Here is a 19,694-nt window from a genome sequence, read left to right on the forward strand (position 1 = left end):
GACAGGATGTTCCCATGTCGCGCGCTTCCTTCAGTACTCCGCTCATCGGGCGGGACCTCGAACTCGCTCGGCTCTCCGGGGTGCTGGAGCGTGCCCGGAACGGTGACGCCCGGGCCGTTCTGATCGCCGGGGACGTCGGGGTCGGCAAGACCCGGGTGCTCGACGAGGTCGCCGGGCGGGCGTCGGCGGCCGGGATGACGGTGCTGACCGGGCACTGTGTCGACCTCGGCGATGTGGGGCTGCCGTATCTGCCGTTCACCGAGGTCCTCGGGGTGCTCGCCGGTGACGGGCGGTTCGCGGAGGTGCTCGGGGCCCATCCTGTCGTCGGCGGGCTGCTGGGCGGTGGGACGGATGCCGTGAGCGACCGGCTGCGGTTGTTCGAGGGCATCGCGGGGCTGCTGGCCGACCTCTGCGACATCGCGCCGGTGCTGCTCGTCCTGGAGGATCTGCACTGGGCCGACCAGTCGTCGCGGGATCTGCTGCGGTTCCTGCTCAGTCGCGGGATCCTGCAGCGGACGGCCGCGGGGGCGCCCGCGCGCAGGCTGGCCGTGCTGGCGTCGTACCGCGCCGACGATCTGCATCGGCGTCATCCTCCCCCACTGCCTGAACGGCGTGGGGGCACCCCCATCGGCCGCTGCTCGCCGAGCTGGTACGGCTGCCCGCCGTCGAGCGGCTGGAGCTGCGGCCCTTGGCCGATGCCGAGGTGGCGAGGGTGGTGCGGGCCGCCTACAGCAGCGAGGCGCTCGCCCTGATCCCGGCCGAGCCTCCGTCGCGGACGTGGGTGTGGGCGGCGGCCACGCATGTCCTCGCGGCACGCCAGGTCGGGGAGAACGAGACCGCGCTGCGGGTCGCCCGCGAGGCCCTGCGCGTCGCCGAGCAGTTGCAGGCGACCGACGCCCGGGCGGACCTGCTGATCTCGCTGGCCGCGCTCGAGGGCGGCGGCCGGCATACGCAGCAGGGGCGGGAACGGCTGTGCGAGGCCCGGGAGTTGGCGCGGCGTTCGGGCAACGCGCCGGTGGAGATGCGCGCCCTGTTCAACCTCGCCGTCGGCTCCTTCGAGTCCGGTGAGCTCCAGGAGTGTCTGCCCTGGCTGGCTGAGGGGCTGGAGCGCGCCCGGCGTGCGGGGTTGCTGTCGTCGCCGTATCCGCTGTGGATGCGGTATCTGCAACAGCTTGTGCTGTACACGCTGGGCCGCTGGGACGAGTGCCTGAGCGCCGCCGCATCCGACGCCGAGGTGCTGCCCGCGGCGGGCGGGTACACGGTCGGTCCGGCCCTGTATGTGGCGCTCTCACGCGGTGACTTCCGGGCGGCCGAGCGGGCCCGTGCCCTGCTTCAGGGGCCGTTCGACTGGATGGGCACGCTGGTCGCGGGCATCGCGCTCACCGACGCCGCCGCGCTGCGCGGGGACGCGGAGGCGGCCGTGGAGCGGATGCGGTCCACCGTCGCGGCCCTCAGCGACGACGCGGGGACGCCGCCGGACGCCACCGTGCGGCTCGCCGCCCTCGCGCTGTCCGCGGTCGCCGACCGGGCCGCCGAGCTGCGCCTGGCCGGTGACGAGGCGGGGGCACGCGGCTGGGCGGACACGGCGACCGAGCTGGTGGAGCGGGCGCGGGCCACGACCGCGCGCGGGGCGAACGGCACCGCGCAGGGCCCGGAGGGCATGGCGTGGCTGGCCCGCGCGGAGGCGGAGTGGGCGCGGGCCGTCGCCGGGCCGGACGCGGCCGCGTGGGCGATGGCGGTGGCCGCGTTCGACTACGGTGACGACTACGAGCGGGCTCGCTGCCGACTGCGCCACGCCGAGGCCCTGCTGGCGGCGGACGACCGGGAGGCCGCGGCCACCGAGGCCCGGGCCGCCCGGGAGACCGCGGCGCGGCTCGGCGCCACGCCGCTGCTGGAGCGGGTGGACGCCCTGATCCGCCGGGCCGGCTCGGCGGGGGCGGCGCCGAGCGGTCCTCCGCGCTGACGGCCCGTGAGCAGGACGTCCTGCGGCTCCTCTCCCTCGGCCGCAGCAACCGGCAGATCGGCGAGGAGCTGTACATCAGCGGCAAGACGGCGAGCGTCCATGTCTCCAACATCCTCGCCAAGCTGGGCGCGGCGAGCCGTACGGAGGCGGTGGCGATCGCCTATCGGGAGGGGCTGGTCAGCCGCGGGGAGACGGTGGGCTGACGCCCTGTCACCCCGTGGCCTCGCAGTCGAGGGAGGTCAGGTCGACGGCGTCGGCCATCGCCTGCATGCCCTTGTCGTTGGGGTGTATGTGGTCGCCGCCGTCGAGGGCGGGAAGCATCCTCGCCCGGTCGTAGGGGCTGCGCAGGACGCGGTCGAAGTCGGTGACGGCGTCGAACTCGCCGCCGGTGCGGATGAACTCGTTGACCTCCTGGCGTACCGCCTCGGCGGCCGGGTCCCATTCGTGCCAGCCCTTGAAGGGGCCGACGGTCGCGCCGACGACGCACTTGCCGGCCGCGTGCGCCCGGTCGATGATCTCGCGGTAACCCTCGATCAGGTCGTCGGCGGTGACACCGGTGTGGGCCTTGATGTCGTTCACGCCCTGGAAGAGGAACACGGTCCGTACGCCCGGCTGGGACAGCACATCGCGCTCCAGCCGGTTCAGCGCGCTCTGGCCGGGCCCGTCGGCGAGGACCTTGTTCCCCGAGATCCCCTCGTTGGCGACGCCCTTCACCGCGGTGTCGGCCCTTTGCAGGCGGCGGGCCAGATAGTCGGGCCAGCGGCGGTTCAGGTCGGTGGTGGACTGCCAGCCGTCCGTGATGGAGTCGCCGAGCGCGACCACGGCTCCGGTGCCCTTGGCGGCGTGCACGGCGACGGCGTCGAGGTAGAACCAGGATCCGGTCGGGATGGTCCAGGCGGTGCCGCTCTCCTCGGCGGTGTGGTCGCCCTGGGCGGCGTACGACGTCTGCATGGCCATCCAGTGGCCGCTGGCCGGGCCGCCCGCGTCCGGGCTGTGCAGGCTGACGACGAGGTTGACGGCCGCGGGCAGTCGGCCGGGCAGCGGGTCGCTCCACACGGTGTGGCCCGCCGGCACGGTGACCGAGGGCTCTCCGCCGAAGGCCAGCCGCCGGTTGCTGCCCGGGCGCAGTTCGGCGCCCTGCTTCTGGAGGCCCGCGTAGACGCTGTCCAGGGTCAGCGGCCGGTCGCCGAAGGCGTTGGAGAGGCGGATCCGCACGCCGGTGCCGCCGACGCTGGTGTGCACGACGAGCCGGTAGCTGCGGCCCGCGACGCCTTCGGTCATGCGGTCGGCACTGGCCGCCCAGGTGACGACGCCGTCGGCGTCGCCGGTGGCCTCGGCGGGCGCGGGCTGGCAGGCGACGACCGTCAGCAGGAGGAGGGCGGCCGACGGCAGCGCGGCGGCCCTCACCGGGGGAAGTCCTTCAGCGTGGCGGAGGCGCCGGGCCGCAGGGTGACGGTGCGGGACCCCGCGCCGTACGCGACCGTCGTGGTGCGGCCGCCGACGCTGCGGATCCGGGCCTCGGTCGGCCTCCCGTCACGCCAGCGCAGGTCGACCTCGAAGCCGCCCCGTGCGGGCACGCCCCGGACGAAGCCGGTCGCGGCCCAGGCGTCGGGGAGGGCGGGAAGGAGCTCGATGTGTCCCGGCCGGGAGTACAGCAGCATCTCCACCATCGCCGCCGGGGTGCCGAAGTTGGCGTCGATCTGGAAGATGCCCCGGCCGCGTTCCGCCTCGTAGATGTCGAAGAGGTTGGGTGCCGTGCCGTTGCTGCCGTCGGTCGAGGGGCGGAGGCTTTTGACGATGAGCTGGTAGGCGTTGTCCACGTTCTTCAGGCGGGCCCAGCACAGGCTGCGCCAGGCGTTGGCCCAGCCGAAGCTCTCCATGCCACGGGCGGTGAGCAGGGCGGTGGCGCCGGCCACGATGTCGGCAGGGGTGGAGCCGTCGGGGCGGATGCGGTCGCCGGGGAACAGGTTGATCAGCGGGGACAGGTGGCGGTGCGTGGTCTCCCCCAGGTCGTCCGGCGACATCCACTCCTCCAGCCGGCCGGTCGTGGGGCTGACCTGCGGCAGGTACAGCTTTCTGCGCAGTGCGGCGATCGTGTCCGCGTAGGCGGTGTCGGTGCGCAGCTCGGCGGCCGCGGTGCAGTAGTTCCCGAACAGCGTCCACACGACTTCCTGAGCATAGGTGATGCCCTTGGTGTCCTGTGGGCCGTGTGCTCCCACAAGGTGGTGCACAGCCAGGCGTTGCCCGCCGGATGCCACCACCAGCCGCTGCCGCCGTAGGGGTTGGTGGAGAAGGCGACGGCCCAGCCGGCGTTCTCGCCGGAGGAGTTGCAAAAGCGGTTGGGCGGGTCGTTGAACAGGCGGCGGGTGACGTCGGTCCAGGACGGGAGCTGGGCGAGGCAGTAGTCCGCGAAGGCGTCGAAGCACGGGGACAGGCCGGTGCGGTCGGCCATCCAGTAGTTCATCTGGATGTTGACGTCGGTGTGGTAGTCGCCCATCCAGTCCGGGTCGTTGCCGTCCAGCCACAGGCCCTGGAGGGCCACCGGCAGGCTGTCGCGGGAGCCGCAGATCATGAGGTAGCGGCCGAACTGGAGGTAGGACGCCTCCAGTTCGGGGTCGGGTTCCGGATCGCGGCTGCGGGCGTGCAGTCGCTCCCAGGTGTCCAGCGCGCGCTGCGCGTCGGTGGACGTGCCGAGGGAGAGGTCGAGTCGCCCGTACAGGGTGCGGTAGTCGGCGACGTGGGTGCGCCGCAGGGCGTCGGCCGATTCCGCGGCGGCGGCGTGGACCTTCGTACGGGCCAGTCGCTCGGGGTCGAGGGAGGGGTCACGGAAGCCGGCCGCGGCGTCGGGCGCGTAGTCGGTGCCGGCGCCGACGACCACGGTGAGGTCCTTGCAGCCGGAGAAGTCGATGCGGGTGCCGTGGACGGTGACCTTGCCGCCGCTGCCGCGGGCCTTGAAGGCGGCGCCGTAGCGCAGGCCGTTGGGGAGGGTCGCGCCGAAGGACTCTGCGGCGGTGGGGGTCTCGCCGTGGGTGCCGGTCAGGGTGATGGTGCCGGTGTAGCGGCCGCCGCCGCTCTGGGTGAAGTACAGGACGATGACGTCGTCGGGGTGGCTGGCGTACATCTCGCGCCGGTAGGTGACGCCGGAGCGGACGTAGGAGCTGGTGACCAGGCCCTGGGCGAGGTCGAGGGTGCGGCGGTAGCCGTGGACGGCGCCGAGGTCGTGGTCGGGGCTGTCGACGGTGAGCCTGGCGAGCAGCGTGAAGGAGCCGAAGTCGGAGCGGCCGTAGGGGAACTGGCCGTCCTGGTCCAGGGTGTCGTTGAGGCCGCCGGTCCACAGGGTGGCGTCGCTGATGAGCAGCAGTTCGCGGCCGGGGTCGTTGCTCGCGAGGGCGCCGATGCGGCCGTTGCCGACGGGCAGGCCCTGTTCGATGAGCGAGCCCTCGTCGCCGGGGGCCCGCCACCACAGTCGGTGGCGGGCGGAGCCGGTGGGCAGCGGGGCGTCGGTGGGGCGGGCGGGCGCGGCGGAGGCGGTGAAGGCGGGCAGGGTGGCGAGGGCGGCGGTGAGGCCCGCGGTGGTGGCGGCGGACAGGACGGTTCTTCTGCTGGGCTCTTTCGGTCCGGCGTTCATGGCGGCTCCGGGTACGTCCGGGCCGGGGCCCGGCGAGGGGAGGTCAGAGGGACTTCGGTACGTCGATCCGGTCGATGTCCGGCGCGTAGCCGGTCCCGCTGTCGAACGTGATCGTGTTTGTTCCGGCCTTGAGCTTGACCGGCACGTGAACGCTGTTGACGGTCCTCCAGTCCCCGGTGGACGCGAACTCGTGCGAGGTGGCGCCGCCCGAGTTGGCCGAGACGAGGACCGAGCGGGAGTCGCCGCTGACGTAGGCGACCTTGATCTGGTAGACGCCGGCCTTGGGCACCACGACGTCGTTCACGGTGACCTTGCCGCCCCCGTAGAGGTTGCCGACCTTGCGTCCGTCGGAGCAGGCGGAGCAGTCGGCGACGGAGGCGTTGCCGCCGAGGGTGTTGGTGCCCGCCTCGGCCTCGTGGGCGGTCCAGGCGAGGTCCGTGCCGCGCGGGGTGACGGTGAACAGCCGGGAGCCGTGCGCGGGAAGCGCCTGGGTGATGCCGCCGGTGTGGCTGCCGAGGTTCTCCTTGTTCCACACGTCGCGCACCGATGCCCTGCCCTTGAAGCCGAGGGTGGACCAGTGCGCGGTCACCGCGGCCGGCGCGTCGGAGAGGTTGAACAGGGCCACGGTGTAGGTGCCGTCGGGGTTCTCGGCGGCCCACACCTGCTGCGGGTCGGAGGCGGTGACGGGCTCGGCGGGCGGGGCGCCGCCCTGGTTGATCGCGATGACCTCGCGGTCGGTGAGCAGCTTCAGGCCGTAGGAGTCGAGCCGGGTGAGGTCGTCGCCGGTGAACAGCGGGGACTTGGCGATCGCCCAGAGCGTGGCGTAGCTCTGCTGTTCGGCCTTGGTCAGGCCGTCCATCTCGCCGTTGCCGACGTTGAGGGAGTCGAGGTCGTTCCAGCCGCCGGGGCCGGCGTGTTCGGTCCAGGCGGGGGCGTCGTCCCAGCGGTCGTCGACCGAGTTCTCCCAGGAGACAAGCGTGTTGCAGTAGCACTCGACGTCGGTGTCGATGCGCCAGCCGTTGGAGTACTTCTTCCAGTCCGCGACGTGCCCGTAGTCCAGGGACCAGGACAGCTCCAGGTGGATGGGGCGGCCGGCGGTCTTGATGGCCTTCTGCCAGGCGGCGACGTCGGCGACGTTGTCGTAGTTGTCGCCGGTCTTGGACGAGCCGGGGCCGACGCCGTCGAGCTTCAGGAAGTCGTAGCCCCAGTCGGCGAACATCTGTGCCTGGGAGTCGATGTACTTCTGCGCGCAGGGGTCGGAGAAGTCGATCTTGTAGGCGGAGTCCCAGCCGTTGGTGGTGCGCAGGTCGTCGTGGACGATGTCGGCGGTCGCGCACCCCGGTGCGTTCCTGATCGGCGTCCTGCCGTCGCGGTACGCACCCTTCTCCAGGCCGACCGGGAGGTAGATGCCGGCCTTGAGGCCCTTGGCGTGGATGCGGTCGGCGACGGCCTTCATGCCGCTCGGGAAGCGCTCGGGGTCGGCCTGCTGTCGGCCGTATTCGTCGTACCGCGGCGTCCAGTTCCAGTCCGTCCACCAGCCGGCGTCGATGTTGATGTACTCGTAGCCGTACTTCTTCAGCTTGGCGGCCATGGCGTCGGTCTGCTTGGCGACGTTCGCCTCGGACAGGTAGCTGTAGTCGCCCTTCGGGTTGAGGCCCGGGTACTTCGACGACTGCATCGTCCAGCTCGTCCAGCCCATGTAGGGCTTTGCGGCCACAGGGACGGGCGTGGTGGTCTCGGCGGGGACGGCGGCGGTGACACCGGCGGTGAGGGCCACGACCACCACGGCTCTCAGGGCGCGTGCGGGCAGGACGGAGTACGAGGATGACCGCATGGGTCGTACCTCCTGGGTCGGTCAGCGGCGCTACCGCTGGTCGTCGGCTCTGATGAAGGACTGGATCGCGGTGGCCGCGGCCCCGCGCGCCCACTCCTCGAAGGGCAGCGGGCGGGTCTGTACGTCGCACTGGGCGGCGGAGCCGAACGCGGCCGCGGCGAAGGCGTCGCGGATCTGTTCGGCGAACAGGTCGTGGGCGGCGAGGCCCTCGCCGGAGATGATCACCCGCTCGGGGCCGAGCAGGTTGGCCACGGTGGCGATGCCCCGGCCGATCGCCTCACCCGCGCGGGCGTAGGCCTCGCGCGCCCCGGTGTTGCCCCGGTGGGCCAGTTTCACGGCCTCGGCGGTGTCGGCGACCTCGACGCCGGTGGTCTCGCGGATGCGCCGGACGATCGCGGCGTCCCCCGCGATGGCCTCCACGCAGCCGCGGTTGCCGCAGTGGCAGGGCGGTCCTGCCGGGTCGACGGTCACATGCCCGATCTCCCCGGCCACGCCGTGCGCACCGGCGACCACCCGGCCGTGCACGACGAGGCCGCAGCCGATGCCGGCGCCGACGGTCACCACGGCGAAGTCGGACAGCCCGACGCCGGCGCCGAACCACTGCTCGGCGACGGTGAGGGCGCGCACGTCGTTGTCGACGGTGACCGGCAGCCCGGTGGTCGCGGCGGCGAGTTCGGCGAGGGGCACGTCCCGCCACCGGAGGAACGGTGAGTAGCGGACGACTCCGGCGCCGCGGTCCACGTCTCCGGAGACGGCGATGCCGAGTCCGAGGACCGGGACGCCCAAGTCGCCCGCCTCCGCGAGCAGTTCGCCCGTCAGCTCGGCGACCGAGGTCAGCACGCCCTTGGGATCCCGGTCCGGGAGCGGGGCGTGGCGGGCGAGGCGGATACGGCAGCACAGGTCCGTGAGCACGGCGATGATCTCGTCGCCGGTCACCTTGACACCGATGAACAGCGCCCGTCCCCCGTCGACCCGCACCGGGTTGGCCGGTCGGCCGAGTGCGGGGCGGGCCGGCTCGTCCGCGTCCTCCACCAGATAGCCGGCCTCGATGAGGGGCCGTACCGCCTTGGTGACGGCGGCCGGGGACAGTCCCGCCCGCCGGGCCACCTCCAGGCGGGTGAGCGGCCCGTGGCTCAGGACCGTGGTGAAGATCTGCGAGGCGGCCGGCGTGTTCGCCGGGAACGTCTCGGCGCGGTGGATCGAGGACATGCCCGGAACCTAGAGCCCTTATTTTCCACCGTCAATGAAAGAAGCGGGATTCGCCGAAGGACTCCCACCCGGTGATCCCTGGCTGTCCAACTGTGCGTCGTCCGTGGCGATGTGACGGGATGCGAGAAGGTTGCCCGGAACGAAGGTGATCGTTCTCGCATGTGCGCCCCATCGACAGAAACGGGAGGAAGCCGGATGGTCTCAGCAGCGGTGGTCAGAGGTACGGCGGTGGCGGCACTGGTGTCGCTCCTGGCGGCACCCGCCCACGCCGTGTCCGCGGAACCCGGCGCCACGACGGTGGCCGCCAGGGCCGAAGCCCTCCCCGCCCCGGACATCGCGGGGGTGTGGGACGTCCTGCGCACGGTCCGCAAGCAGGGGGCGCCCGGCGCGATCGCGCGGGTCGACGACGGCGCCAGGACCCACTGGGCCGCCCTGGGGGTCGCCGACCGCAGGACCGGGCGGGCCATCGGCAACGCCGACCGGTTCCGCATCGGCAGCGTCACCAAGATCTTCTCGGCCGTGGTCCTGCTGCAACTGGCCGACGAGAGGAAGCTGAACCTGGACGCGCCGGTCAACCGCTATCTGCCGGGGCTGCTGCCCGACAGCCGCATCACGGTGCGGCATGTGCTCAGCCACCGCAGCGGCCTGTACGACTACACCAACGCCATGTTCGCGCGGACGGTTCCCGGCTTCGAGGCGGTCCGCACCAAGGTCTTCACCTACCGCCAGCTCGTGAAGCGGTCCCTGAGCAAGCCGCGCACCACCAAGCCCGGCGGCGCGTACTCCTACTCCAACACCAACTTCGTGGTCGCCGGCATGCTCATCGAGAAGCTGACCGGGCGCTCCGTACGGGCCGAGTACCGTGACCGGATCATCGAGCCGCTGCGCCTGCGCAACACCTTCTACGTGCACCCCCGCACCAAGATCCCCGGCCGGCACGCCCGCGGCTATCTCACCCCGGACGCGGCCGGCGCGGCGCTCGTCGACGCCACCGAGCAGACGGTGTCGTGGGCGCAGAGCGCGGGCGCGGTCATCTCCACCACGAAGGACCTCAACACCTTCCTGTCGGCACTGCTCGGCGGCAAGCTGACCTCGCGGGCCCAGCTCGCCCAGATGCAGCGGTGGGTGCCGGCGGGCGGCAAGCAGTCGTACGGGCTCGGGCTGCGGCGGCGCGAGCTGTCGTGCGGTGTCTCGGTCTACGGCCACACGGGCGCCGTCCAGGGCTACTACACCTACGCGTTCGCGTCCAAGGACGGCAGGCGCAGCCTGGCGGCGCTCGCCAACGCCTCCAACAACGGCACGATCCTCAAGTCGATGGGGGGCGCGCTGGAGTCGGCGTTCTGCGGCAAGAAGGCCAAGCCGCGGCATCGTGCCGAGCGCGTCGAGCGCAATGCGGCCGAGGGCGCCTGACGGGCGGGAACCCGCGAGATCCGGCGGACGTTGTCCGGACAGCTCCACCGGATCTCGAACCACCCACCAGGACGGCACGATGAGCGAGTTGGTTCCCGGGGGCAATCTGCCCCTCCCGGGCGGCAGCGTGACCGTCCGGGTGCCCGGCCCCTTCGACGTGTCCGCCCTCATCACCGACGACAGCGGCAAGGTCGGGGGCGACGCCGACTTCGTGTTCTACAACCAGCCCTCCGCGCCGGGCGCCCGGCTCCACGGCGACACCCTGACCGTCGATCCACCGCGGCTGCGCGCCGGGGCGAGCCGGGTCACGGTCGTCGTCAGCCCGGCCGACCCCGGCACTCCCCTGGGCACGCTGCCCGCCCCGGTGCTCCAGGTCACCGGCCCGGGCGGCCGCCCGCTCGCCCGGTTCGCCCCGCCGCGCCCGCGGCAGGAGACGGTGCTGCTGCTCGCCGAGCTCTACCGGCGCGGCAGCGGCTGGAAGGTGCGGGCGATCGGGCAGGGCTACGCGGACGGGCTGGCGGGGCTCGCCCGCGACTTCGGGGTGGACGTCGTCGAGGACGCGACGCCTTCTGCGGCCCGGCGGACGCCCGCTCCACCCACGCCGACCGCACGGCCGGCGATGCACACCCTGTCCGGCTTCACCACCGCGCACTCCCCCTCCCCCGACCCCGACGGCTTCCTCGGCCTGGTCAACTCCGCCCGCACGAGCGCCGGTTCCCCGCCCGTCACCCTGGACGCCCGCCTGGCCTCCGCCGCCCGGGCCCACGCCTCAGTCATGGCCGCGGCGGGCCGGCTCGACGTCGAGGGCCGCGACGGCGTCTCCGTGTACCAGCGCATCAGCGCCGCCGGGTACGCGTATCTCACCGTCGGCGAGCACCTGGTCTCCGGTCCCCGCACACCCGCCGAGTTCGTCGCGTACTGCCTGCGCACCGAACGCCCCCGCCGCACCCTGCACGACCCGGCCTTCACCCACACGGCCGTGGCGTACGTGGGCGGCGGCCGCACGGGCGACACCTACTGGACGGCGCTGTGGGCCAGGCCGCTCACGCCGGGCGACCTGAGCCGCACCGCGGCCGAGGTCGTCGACCTCACCAACCTGGAGCGGACCCGGGCCGGGCTGCGCCCGCTGGCCGCAGATCCCGCGCTCACCACCGCCGCGCAGACTTACAGCGCCGACATGGCGGCCCGCGCCTTCTACTCGCACACCTCGCCCGAGGGGACCCAGCCCTGGGACCGGGCGGCCGCCGCGGGCTCCCGTATGCGCTCGATCGGCGAGAACATCGCGTGCGGCCAGCGCTCCCCCGCCGAGGTCGTGGAGGGCTGGATGAACAGCCCGGGACACCGCGCCAACATCCTCAAGCGCGACTTCACCCACATAGGCATCGGCTTCGCGGGCGGCGGCCCGGCGGGCACGTACTGGACGCAGCTCTTCGGCGCATGAGGTCCCGGGAAGGACGACACGCCGTGCGCTAGGCGGAACGGGACCGTCCGGGACAGGATGCCCGCATGAAGGGTGACCTCTTTTCCAGCGAGCACATGGTCCAGCCCGCCACGGCGCCGGGCATGACGATCGAGAACTCCAAGTGCGTCAAGTACGCGGTGAACGGCGAGATGCACGCCCGGCAGGGCGCGATGATCGCCTACCGCGGCAACCTCCAGTTCGAGCGCAAGGGCCAGGGCGTGGGCGGCATGCTCAAGCGGGCCATGACCGGTGAGGGGCTGCCGCTGATGGCGGTGCGCGGGCAGGGCGAGGCCTGGTTCGCGCACGAGGCGCAGAACTGCTTCATCGTCGAAGTCGACCCCGGCGACGAGTTCACGGTCAACGGCCGCAACGTCCTGTGTTTCGACGCGTCGCTGTCCTACCGCATAGCGACGGTGAAGGGCGCGGGCATCACCGGCGGCGGCCTGTTCAACAGCGTCTTCACGGGTCAGGGCAGGCTCGGGCTGATCTGCGACGGCGATCCGCTGGTCATCCCGGTCTCGCAGCAGTACCCGGTGTACGTCGACACGGACGCGGTGGTCGGCTGGACGGCCGGGCTGCAGACCTCGCTGCATCGCTCGCAGTCGCTGGGCTCGATGCTGCGCGGCGGTTCCGGGGAGGCCGTACAGTTGATGCTGCAGGGTCAGGGCCATGTCGTCGTACGGCCGAGCGAGGCGACACCGCAGAAGCCGCAGCAGCACTGAACCGACCTCATGAGGTGATCTGCCCCTCGCGGGCAACCCCGTCGGCCCTGCCGACGTCTTGATCGACAACAGGTGAAGCCCTGGCCGCCCGTTTCGGCCAGGGCTGGTTTTCAACGAGCGGGAAGGGCGTACGGCAAGCGCTGGCCGTGCTCGGTGCCGAAGCGACCGGTGCGCCCGGGCGGGTCGCGGTGCCCGGCGCGGTCGCGGTGGAGCTGGTGCACGCCTTCTCGCTGCTGCACGACGACATCATGGGCGGCGACGAGGCACGGCGCCGCCGCCCCACGGTGTGGAAGGCGTACGGCACCGGGCCCGCCGTGCTCGCGGGGGGCGCCCTGTTCGTGCCGGCCGTCGAGACGCTCGCTGCGGCACGGGCGGGGCCCCGGGCTGTGCGGCTGCTGTCCGCGGCCTTGCGGGACCTGGTGCGCGGGCAGGCCGACGACCTGCTGTTCGCCACGCGTCCCTGGCAGGGACCGGAGCGGGTGCGGACGGGCGAGTACCGGGCGATGGCCGAGCACAAGACGGGCGCCCTGCCGGGCTGTGCCGCCGCGCTGGGCGCCCTGCTCGGCGGTGCGCCGCCCGCGACGGTCGCCGCGCTCGACCGTGCCGGCCGGCATCGGGGTATCGCCTTTCAGGTGGTGGACGATCTGCTGGGCATCTGGGGCGACCCCGCCGTCACGGGCAAGCCGGTCCACGGCGATCTGCGGGAGCGCAAGAAGACGTTCCCGGTGCTCGCCGCGCTCGACTCCCCCGCCGCGGGTCCGCTCCCCGCGCTCCTGGAGTCGGCCGCCGACCCCGGCGAGGTGGTCGAGGAGGCCGGTGGTCGCTCGGCCGCGCTCATGGCGGCCCGGCGTCGTGTCGCCGCCGTGGACGCGGCCCTGGCGGACCTGCCGCTGCGGGAGGGGCCTGTCGGCGAACTGCGGGCGCTGCTGGACTCCTGGTGCGGCGCGAGCTGTGAGAGCGCGCGCCACACGTGCGATGGTGACCGTCGCCGCCGTCGCGAAACCGGGTTGACCGGCGGCGCCTCCCGCGTCAGGGTGCCAAGCGGCGCGGATCCCCGCCCCGCGCCGGAGAGGTGACTGCCTTGATCGGGATCTCGGACGTCGAAGCCGCGGCCGGCCTCATCGCCGGACACGTGGTGCACACCCCGACCGTACCCAGCCCCGGCCTGTCGGCCCTGCTCGGCGTCCCGGTCACGGCGAAGCTCGAACTCCTGCAACGCACCGGGTCGTTCAAGGCGCGCGGCGCGACGGCGAAGCTGCTGTCGATGAGCGACGCCCAGCGTGCCGCCGGGGTCGTGGCGGTCAGCGGGGGCAACCATGGCATCGCCCTGGCGATGACGGCGGCCGTCCTCGATGTGAAGGCCACCGTGGTCATGCCGCGCTCGGCGCCCGCGCACGCCGTCCGGATCGCCGAGGACGCCGGGGCGTCGGTGCGGCTGACGCAGGACATGGACGGTGCGTTCTCGCTCGTCACCCGACTGCGGGACGAGGGGCTGACGCTCGTCCACCCCTTCGACGACCCCCTGGTGATCGCCGGCCAGGGCACCGTCGGTCTTGAGCTGGCCGACGACGCCGGTGACCTCACCGACGTGATCGTCAGCGTCGGGGGCGGCGGTCTCATCGCCGGTGTCGCGGTGGCGCTGCGGGCCCGCCGTCCCGGCCTGCGGATCTGGGGCGTGGAGACCGAGGGCGCCGAGGCCATGTCCCGGGCACTGGCGCAGGGCGGTCCGGTGCCCGTGGCGCTGTCGTCGATCGTGTCCACGCTCAGCGCACCGGCCGTGTCGCAGTTGACGTACGACCATGTGTCCGCCCTGGTCGACGAGGTGCTCGTGGTCCCGGACCGGGAAGCGGTGCGGGGCGTGCTCGATCTCGCCGAACACGCCAAGGTCTGGACCGAGCCCGCGGCCGGCTGTCTGCTGCCCGCGGCCCGGCGTGTCCTGGAGCGGGTCGGGGACGGTGCGCGGCTCGGGCTGGTCGTGTGCGGGGGCAACGCGACGACCTCGGACGTGCTGCGCTGGGCAGCCGATTTCGGCCTTCGCTGATTCATTCAGGCTCAATTTCCCTGGACTTTTCACATGCTTACTCACGCGTCAGAAAGCAAAGGAAAAGAAGCGCCCTTTGGTTGAGGATTCATTGAACGCTTCCCGTCATGCCTCCCGTACTTCCTGTGAGAAATGAGAGCCCGGGGTTCAGCGAGGGATGGCCATGGTCAAGGCGCGCGTCTCCACAGCCGAGTTGGTCGCCGGAAGGTACCGGCTCGTCGATGTCGTCCAGCGCGAGACGAACCGCGTCGGCTACTACGGCGAGGACACGGAAACCGAACGCCCGTGCCTCCTCACCCAGATCGGCCTCCCCGACGATCCGTGCCCGGACGCCGCGCGGCGGACCACCTCACGCATCCTGCGCGCCTCCGAGCGGATGGGGCTGCTGCGCCCGGGCCAAGTGGCCCCCGTCCTGGACGCCGTCGAGGAGTCCGGGAACCTGTGGATCGTCACCGAGTGGATCGACGGCACGCCTTTGGGCGAACTCCTCCTTCAGCAGGGCATGTTCAACCACATGCGCGCCGCGCGCATCGGTATCGAACTGCTCGACGTGCTGGAGGCCGCGCATGTCGCGGGCATCACCCACGGCGAACTGAGCCCCGGGCAGGTGTTCGTGGGCGGCGACGGGTCCGTCGTCGTCACCGGCTTCGGACTGGCCGGCGCGACCCTCGCGCCGCGCGTCGCCGCGCCGTCGTACGCCTCTCCGGAGCAGGCCCGCGACGAGCGGATCGGGCCGGCCTCCGATCTGTGGGCGCTCGGCGCGATCCTCTACACGATGGTCGAGGGGCGCCCGCCGTATCGCGAACGGGACCGGCCCGAGGCCACGTTGAAGGGGGTCGACCGGCTCCCGCTGCGCGCCCCGGTGCGCGCCGGGCCGCTCACCCAGGCGGTGCAGGGGCTGCTGCGCAAGGACTCCCGGGAGCGGCTGAGCCGGCCGGCGGTCCGCGACGCGTTCGTCCGGGTCCTCAGCGAGGACCCCGAGACGGCCACGCAGGCGATGGGGCACCCACGGCCGCGCCGTCGATACGCCGTCGGGCCCACCTGGAGCAGACGGGCCATGGTGGCCGGCACGGCCCTGGCCGTGGTCACCGTGGCGGCCGCCGTCCTGGTGGTGACCAACGGCGCGTCGAACGACTCGGGCCCCGCGTCGGCGGGTTCGGCGCCCGGCGCGTCCGCCTCCGCCGGGTCGCCGACCGGCCAGGCACCCACCCCCACCACCACGCCCAGCCCCTCCCCCTCCCAGGAAGGGACCGGCTCGAAGCCCCCCACCGCATCCCCCTCGGGCACGCCCCTGCCGCCCGGCTACCGGACGTACAGATCACCGGAAGGCTTCTCCGTCGCCCTGCCCGAAGGGTGGAAGGCGCAGCACACCAAGCGGGCCGGAGACCTGGCGTACCGCGTCTTCTTCAGTGCCGACGGCGATCCGCGCAGGCTGGCGATCACCTACAGCGAGGCCCTGGGACCGGATCCCGTCGCCGTGTGGCGCGACGACGTCCAGCCCGACCTGGAGGAGCGGTCCGGGTTCCGGCGCATCGGCCACATCGAGGCGACGACGTACCGGGGTTACAAGGCCGCCGACATGGAGTGGATCTCCGAGAGGGACGGCACCCGGCTGCGCACCTTCGGCCGCGGGTTCCTGATCGACGACCACCGTGGCTACTCCCTGCGCTGGACGACGCCGGAGGACGACTGGGACGACCCGGAGAACCGGGAGGCCCTGGACGTGTTCCTGCGGACCTTCCGGGTGCCGGAGGGCTGATCAGCCCGAGGCACGGGGTGCGCGCATCGCCCGCAGGGGCAGGCCGTGCAGCGGGTCGGTGCGCCAACGGGCCGTGAACGTCCGGTCCTTGAGCGAGCACGTCACGTCCAGGTGGTGCGGGGTCTCCAGGAAGGCGACGTCCACGACGAGGGTGTCGGCGTCGGCCCAGCCGCCGCTCACCGCGGTGGGCACCGGCTCCTCGGTGACGGTCCATCCGGCGTCCCCGAACCGCACCACGAGCGGGTGGCCGCCCTCGGTGAGCGTCAGCGCCCAGCCGTCCCCGTCCGTGGCGAGGTCGATCGCGGTCAGCTTGGGCAGGGGCTCGCAGACGCCGCCGTCCGGGGTGAACGCGGCGGCGGACCAGGTCTCGGCCCGCCCCGGCGGCACGGACTCACCGGCGGCGGGCGGCAGCGCCAGGCCGGCCAGCCGCCGCGCCAGCGCCGCGTCCGCCGCCTCACCGCCCGTCCGGGGCGCGGGGCCGAACGCGGGCAGCAGATGCTTCCAGACCAGGTTCAGCAGGGCCTGCATGTCCCAGGTGTCCGCGGTCGTCGCGATCACGGCGTCGTGCTCGGGCAGCACGACGCAGAACTGGCCGAAGGCACCGTCGCCGCGATAGCCGTGCCGCGACATCCAGAACTTGAAGCCGTAGCCGTGCTGCCAGTCGTCCCCGGGCATCACACCCTCGTTCGGGATCTGCGGGCGCGTGGCCTCGGCCACCCACCACTCGGGCAGCAGCCGCTCGCCCTCCCACACCCCGCCGCGCAGATAGAGCTGGCCCAGCTTGGCGATCGCGTCGGTGGTGGCGTGCAGCCCGCTGAAGCCGAGTTCCCGGCCGCTGCGGTCCGTCAGCCAGGCGATGTCGCCGATGCCGAGCGGATCCAGCAGGCGCGGCCGCAGATACTCGGTCAGCGACTGGCCGCTGACGCGCTGCACGATGGCGGAGAGCGTGAAGGTGGCGGGCTGGTTGTAGGCGAAGACCGTGCCCGGGTCGCGGTCCGGGGGCACCAGGAGGAAGCCGCGCACGAGGTCCTCGCGGTCGCGCCGCCGCGCCTCGGAGACGGTGTCGCTCTCGTGCCCGCTGGCCATGGACGCCACGTGCCGCACGAGCATCGCGCGGCTGCGCGGGTCGGTGATGTGGGCCTCGAACTCGGGAAAGTACGAGATCACGGGGTCGTCCAGCCGTATCAGCCCCTCGGCGGCGGCCATCCCTGCGGCGGTCGCGGTGAAGCTCTTGCTGATCGAGTAGAGCAACTGCGGGCGTTCGGGGGTGTACGGCGCCCACCAGCCGGAGGCGACCAGGTGGCCGTGGCGCAGGATCATCAGGCTGTGCGGCTCGATCGCGGGGGCGGCGTCGACGGCGTCGAGGAAGGCGAGGACGCCGGTGGCGTCGACGCCCTGGGCGGCGGGGGTGCTCGAGGGCAGCGGACGAACAGGCATACGGGCATCCTCTCCCGACACCCGGCCGGTCATCGAGACGATTCCACGCCCGGCCCCGCACCCACGGCACTCGCCGTGCCCCATGAATCCCGTTTTCGACGCCGCTGTCCGGGGACTCGGGCCCCATGGTGAAGATCGGATACACGATGATGACCGAGCAGGCGGGCCCCCGTGAGCTGGTGGACCACCTGGTCCGCGCCGAGGCGGCGGGGTTCGACTTCTCCGTGACCTCGGACCACTACTTTCCGTGGCTGCGTTCGCAGGGTCACTCGCCGTATGCCTGGAGTGTGCTGGGCGCGGCCGCCCAGGCCACGTCGCGGATTCCGCTGATGACCTATGTGACGTGTCCGACGGTCCGCTATCACCCGGCGGTGGTGGCACAGAAGGCGGCCACGATGCAGTCGCTGTCCGAGGGCCGGTTCCGGCTGGGACTCGGCTCGGGCGAGAACCTCAACGAGCATGTGGTGGGCGGCGGTTGGCCGTCAGTGGATGTGCGGCACGAGATGCTCGAGGAGGCGGTGGAGATCATCCGGGCGCTCTTCGGGGGCGGCCATGTGAACCATCACGGCCCGTACTTCGACGTGGAGTCGGCCCGCCTGTGGGACCTGCCGGACGAGCCGCCGCCCATCGGGATCGCCGTCTCCGGGGAGCAGTCCTGCGCGCTCGCGGGCCGGCTCGGCGACCTGGTGATCGCCACGGAGCCCGAGGCGGACCTGCTGGAGGCCTTCGACCGGCACGGCGGCGAGGGCAAGCCGCGGGTGGGGCAGCTCCCGGTGTGCCACGACCCGGACCCGGACGCCGCGATCGAGCGCGCCCACTCCCAGTTCCGCTGGTTCGGCGGTGGCTGGAAGGTCAACTCGGAGCTGCCGCACCCGGACTCCTTCGCATCGGCGACCCGGTTCGTCACCCGGGACGACGTCGCCGACTCGATCCCTTGCGGCGACGACCCCGACGCGTTCGTCAAGGCCGTCCGCCGGTACGCCGAGGCGGGGTTCACCGAGATCGCCCTCGTGCAGATCGGGGGCGATGCGCAGTTGCCGTATCTCGACTGGGCGGAGAAGACGCTGCTGCCCGCGCTGCGGGAGGCGCTCGACTGACAGCGGCGCGCAAGCCCTGCTCGCGGGTGCCATAGGCTGCCGGTCGGCGCTTTTGCCTTCCGAACAGCCTGTACAGGAGAGTCATCCGTGAGCCTGGCGATCGTCCCGTCCGAGCCGTCCCCCGTGCCCCTGTCCGACCTCGTCGCCCGCGACGCACGGGAATTCGGGGTCTACGCGCGGACCGGAGGGTGGGCCTTCGGCCTGATGGTGGCGCGCAGCGTGCGCCCCGGCGGGCAGAGCGCGGGCGAGACGCCGAAGGTGTCCGCGAAGGAGTTCGCCGAGCTCGCCGGGTGCTCCGCCGAGCGCGTCATGCGCTACTACAAGGCCTGGGACCGGGCCGCCGACGACGGTCTCGTCCCGCACTTCGAGGCGCTGGCGCCGGGCCAGGAGGTGGAGCTGCCGGACGCCGATGTGTGGCTCGGCTACTACGTCTCGCGCAACAGCGCCACCTCCGAGCGGGGCACCGCCATCGCCGAGGCCGCCGAGGCCGAGGGCATCCGCCCGACGAAGGCCCTGGAGGTCGCCGAGAACCCCACCGCGCTGCGCGCCGCGATCCTCGCCGACCCCTCGACGGCCCGCGCGGCCCGCCAGGCGCTCCTGGACCGGGTCCGCGAGGACCCCGAACTCCAGGCCGAGCTGGCGCGGGACGTCGTACGCACCGACGACCTGAAGAAGGCCGTCGCCACGCAGAACCGGGCGGCCGACCGGATCGGCTACGTCCGGCAGATCGCCGAGTCCGGCCAGATCAGGACCCCGGCCGGGCAGACCCTCGACGCGCCCGTGGAGGTGCGCCAGGAGGCGGAACGGCATCTGTCGCTGATCGACGAGCTGGAGGAGGACGAGGACACCGGCGAGTGGGCGGGCGAGGCCTACGACACCATGAAGTCCCTCGTCGCCGAGACCGTGGAGGCCGACCCCGAACTGCGGGTGCGGGAGCGGCGGACGAAGTTCTACAGCAGCCTGCAGCGGGTGACGAAGGTCTTCGAGGAGCTGACCTTCGACGATGTGCAGGAGTTCGTGGAGGACGACATGGTCCAGCAGCTCGAGGAGCTCCAGCAGGCCATCTCCACGTGCATCACGGCACTGCGCGGCGCGCAGGGAGGCACCGACGAAACGCGCTAGCCGCGCTCAC

Annotated in this window: 11 protein-coding genes and 3 pseudogenes; 9 read left to right on the top strand and 5 right to left on the bottom strand. The window is 72.6% G+C overall.

Annotated features, from left to right (window positions below):
• Positions 1 to 14: 14 nt before the first annotated feature.
• Positions 15 to 2,166: pseudogene (locus ACP4J3_RS32495) on the top strand (AAA family ATPase).
• A gap of 7 nt (positions 2,167 to 2,173) precedes the next feature.
• Here ACP4J3_RS32495 and ACP4J3_RS32500 read toward each other — a convergent pair.
• The 4 genes and pseudogenes from ACP4J3_RS32500 to ACP4J3_RS32515 all read right to left on the bottom strand — a co-directional run bounded on the left by ACP4J3_RS32500 (position 2,174) and on the right by ACP4J3_RS32515 (position 8,634).
• Positions 2,174 to 3,370, bottom strand: a complete 1,197-nt coding sequence (locus ACP4J3_RS32500; protein WP_426539736.1) for an SGNH/GDSL hydrolase family protein — start codon at positions 3,368 to 3,370, stop codon at positions 2,174 to 2,176.
• Positions 3,367 to 5,591, bottom strand: a pseudogene (locus tag ACP4J3_RS32505) (glycosyl hydrolase family 95 catalytic domain-containing protein). The gene ACP4J3_RS32500 and the pseudogene ACP4J3_RS32505 overlap by 4 nt, the downstream one beginning before the upstream one ends.
• 43 nt (positions 5,592 to 5,634) lie before the next feature.
• Positions 5,635 to 7,425 carry an alpha-galactosidase D gene (locus tag ACP4J3_RS32510; protein WP_426539738.1) on the bottom strand — a complete coding sequence of 597 codons (1,791 nt, stop codon included), beginning with the start codon at positions 7,423 to 7,425 and terminating at the stop codon, positions 5,635 to 5,637.
• Between the two features lie 30 nt (positions 7,426 to 7,455).
• Entirely contained in the window at positions 7,456 to 8,634 is a 1,179-nt protein-coding gene (locus ACP4J3_RS32515) for an ROK family transcriptional regulator (protein ID WP_426539740.1), read from the bottom strand.
• Positions 8,635 to 8,829: 195 nt separating this feature from the next.
• Here ACP4J3_RS32515 and ACP4J3_RS32520 point away from each other — a divergent pair, with 195 nt between their 5' ends.
• The 6 genes and pseudogenes from ACP4J3_RS32520 (at position 8,830) to ACP4J3_RS32545 (ending at position 16,028) form a co-directional block, all read left to right on the top strand.
• Positions 8,830 to 10,044 carry a serine hydrolase domain-containing protein gene (locus ACP4J3_RS32520; protein ID WP_426539741.1) on the top strand — a complete coding sequence of 405 codons (1,215 nt, stop codon included), beginning with the start codon at positions 8,830 to 8,832 and terminating at the stop codon, positions 10,042 to 10,044.
• A gap of 79 nt (positions 10,045 to 10,123) precedes the next feature.
• Positions 10,124 to 11,485 (top strand): CAP domain-containing protein, encoded by a 1,362-nt coding sequence (locus ACP4J3_RS32525; RefSeq protein WP_426539742.1) that lies wholly within the window; start codon positions 10,124 to 10,126, stop codon positions 11,483 to 11,485.
• A 65-nt stretch (positions 11,486 to 11,550) separates the two neighbouring features.
• Positions 11,551 to 12,228: an AIM24 family protein gene (locus tag ACP4J3_RS32530; RefSeq protein ID WP_426539744.1), complete on the top strand. Its 678-nt coding sequence runs from the start codon at positions 11,551 to 11,553 to the stop codon at positions 12,226 to 12,228.
• 113 nt (positions 12,229 to 12,341) lie between these two features.
• Positions 12,342 to 13,183: pseudogene (locus tag ACP4J3_RS32535) on the top strand (polyprenyl synthetase family protein); the annotation flags it as partial.
• A 126-nt stretch (positions 13,184 to 13,309) separates the two neighbouring features.
• Positions 13,310 to 14,269, top strand: a complete 960-nt coding sequence (locus ACP4J3_RS32540) for a threonine/serine dehydratase (RefSeq protein ID WP_426539746.1) — start codon at positions 13,310 to 13,312, stop codon at positions 14,267 to 14,269.
• A 157-nt stretch (positions 14,270 to 14,426) separates the two neighbouring features.
• Complete coding sequence (locus ACP4J3_RS32545; protein WP_426539748.1) at positions 14,427 to 16,028, top strand: serine/threonine protein kinase; 1,602 nt, start codon at positions 14,427 to 14,429, stop codon at positions 16,026 to 16,028.
• Here ACP4J3_RS32545 and ACP4J3_RS32550 read toward each other — a convergent pair whose 3' ends face one another.
• On the bottom strand, positions 16,029 to 17,465 hold the full coding sequence (locus tag ACP4J3_RS32550; protein ID WP_426539750.1) for a serine hydrolase domain-containing protein: 1,437 nt from the start codon (positions 17,463 to 17,465) through the stop codon (positions 16,029 to 16,031).
• Positions 17,466 to 17,590: 125 nt separating this feature from the next.
• Here ACP4J3_RS32550 and ACP4J3_RS32555 point away from each other — a divergent pair, with 125 nt between their 5' ends.
• Positions 17,591 to 18,562, top strand: coding sequence for an LLM class F420-dependent oxidoreductase (locus ACP4J3_RS32555; protein ID WP_426539752.1), 972 nt, complete (start codon positions 17,591 to 17,593; stop codon positions 18,560 to 18,562).
• Between the two features lie 87 nt (positions 18,563 to 18,649).
• On the top strand, positions 18,650 to 19,684 hold the full coding sequence (locus ACP4J3_RS32560) for a hypothetical protein (RefSeq protein ID WP_426539754.1): 1,035 nt from the start codon (positions 18,650 to 18,652) through the stop codon (positions 19,682 to 19,684).
• Positions 19,685 to 19,694: the final 10 nt, after the last annotated feature.

Origin of the sequence: Streptomyces sp. UG1 (assembly GCF_049974585.1) — a bacterium.
In the GTDB taxonomy this organism is placed as follows: Bacteria; Actinomycetota; Actinomycetes; order Streptomycetales; family Streptomycetaceae; genus Streptomyces.

Excerpts from the sequence above, each read along its gene's own strand:
- ACP4J3_RS32550 (WP_426539750.1), bottom strand. The coding sequence starts at position 17,465 with ATGCCTGTTCGTCCGCTGCCCTCGAGCACCCCCGCCGCCCAGGGCGTC.
- ACP4J3_RS32555 (WP_426539752.1), top strand. The coding sequence starts at position 17,591 with ATGGTGAAGATCGGATACACGATGATGACCGAGCAGGCGGGCCCCCGT.
- ACP4J3_RS32545 (WP_426539748.1), top strand. The coding sequence starts at position 14,427 with ATGGCCATGGTCAAGGCGCGCGTCTCCACAGCCGAGTTGGTCGCCGGA.
- ACP4J3_RS32525 (WP_426539742.1), top strand. The coding sequence starts at position 10,124 with ATGAGCGAGTTGGTTCCCGGGGGCAATCTGCCCCTCCCGGGCGGCAGC.
- ACP4J3_RS32515 (WP_426539740.1), bottom strand. The coding sequence starts at position 8,634 with ATGTCCTCGATCCACCGCGCCGAGACGTTCCCGGCGAACACGCCGGCC.
- ACP4J3_RS32520 (WP_426539741.1), top strand. The coding sequence starts at position 8,830 with ATGGTCTCAGCAGCGGTGGTCAGAGGTACGGCGGTGGCGGCACTGGTG.
- ACP4J3_RS32510 (WP_426539738.1), bottom strand. The coding sequence starts at position 7,425 with ATGCGGTCATCCTCGTACTCCGTCCTGCCCGCACGCGCCCTGAGAGCC.
- ACP4J3_RS32530 (WP_426539744.1), top strand. The coding sequence starts at position 11,551 with ATGAAGGGTGACCTCTTTTCCAGCGAGCACATGGTCCAGCCCGCCACG.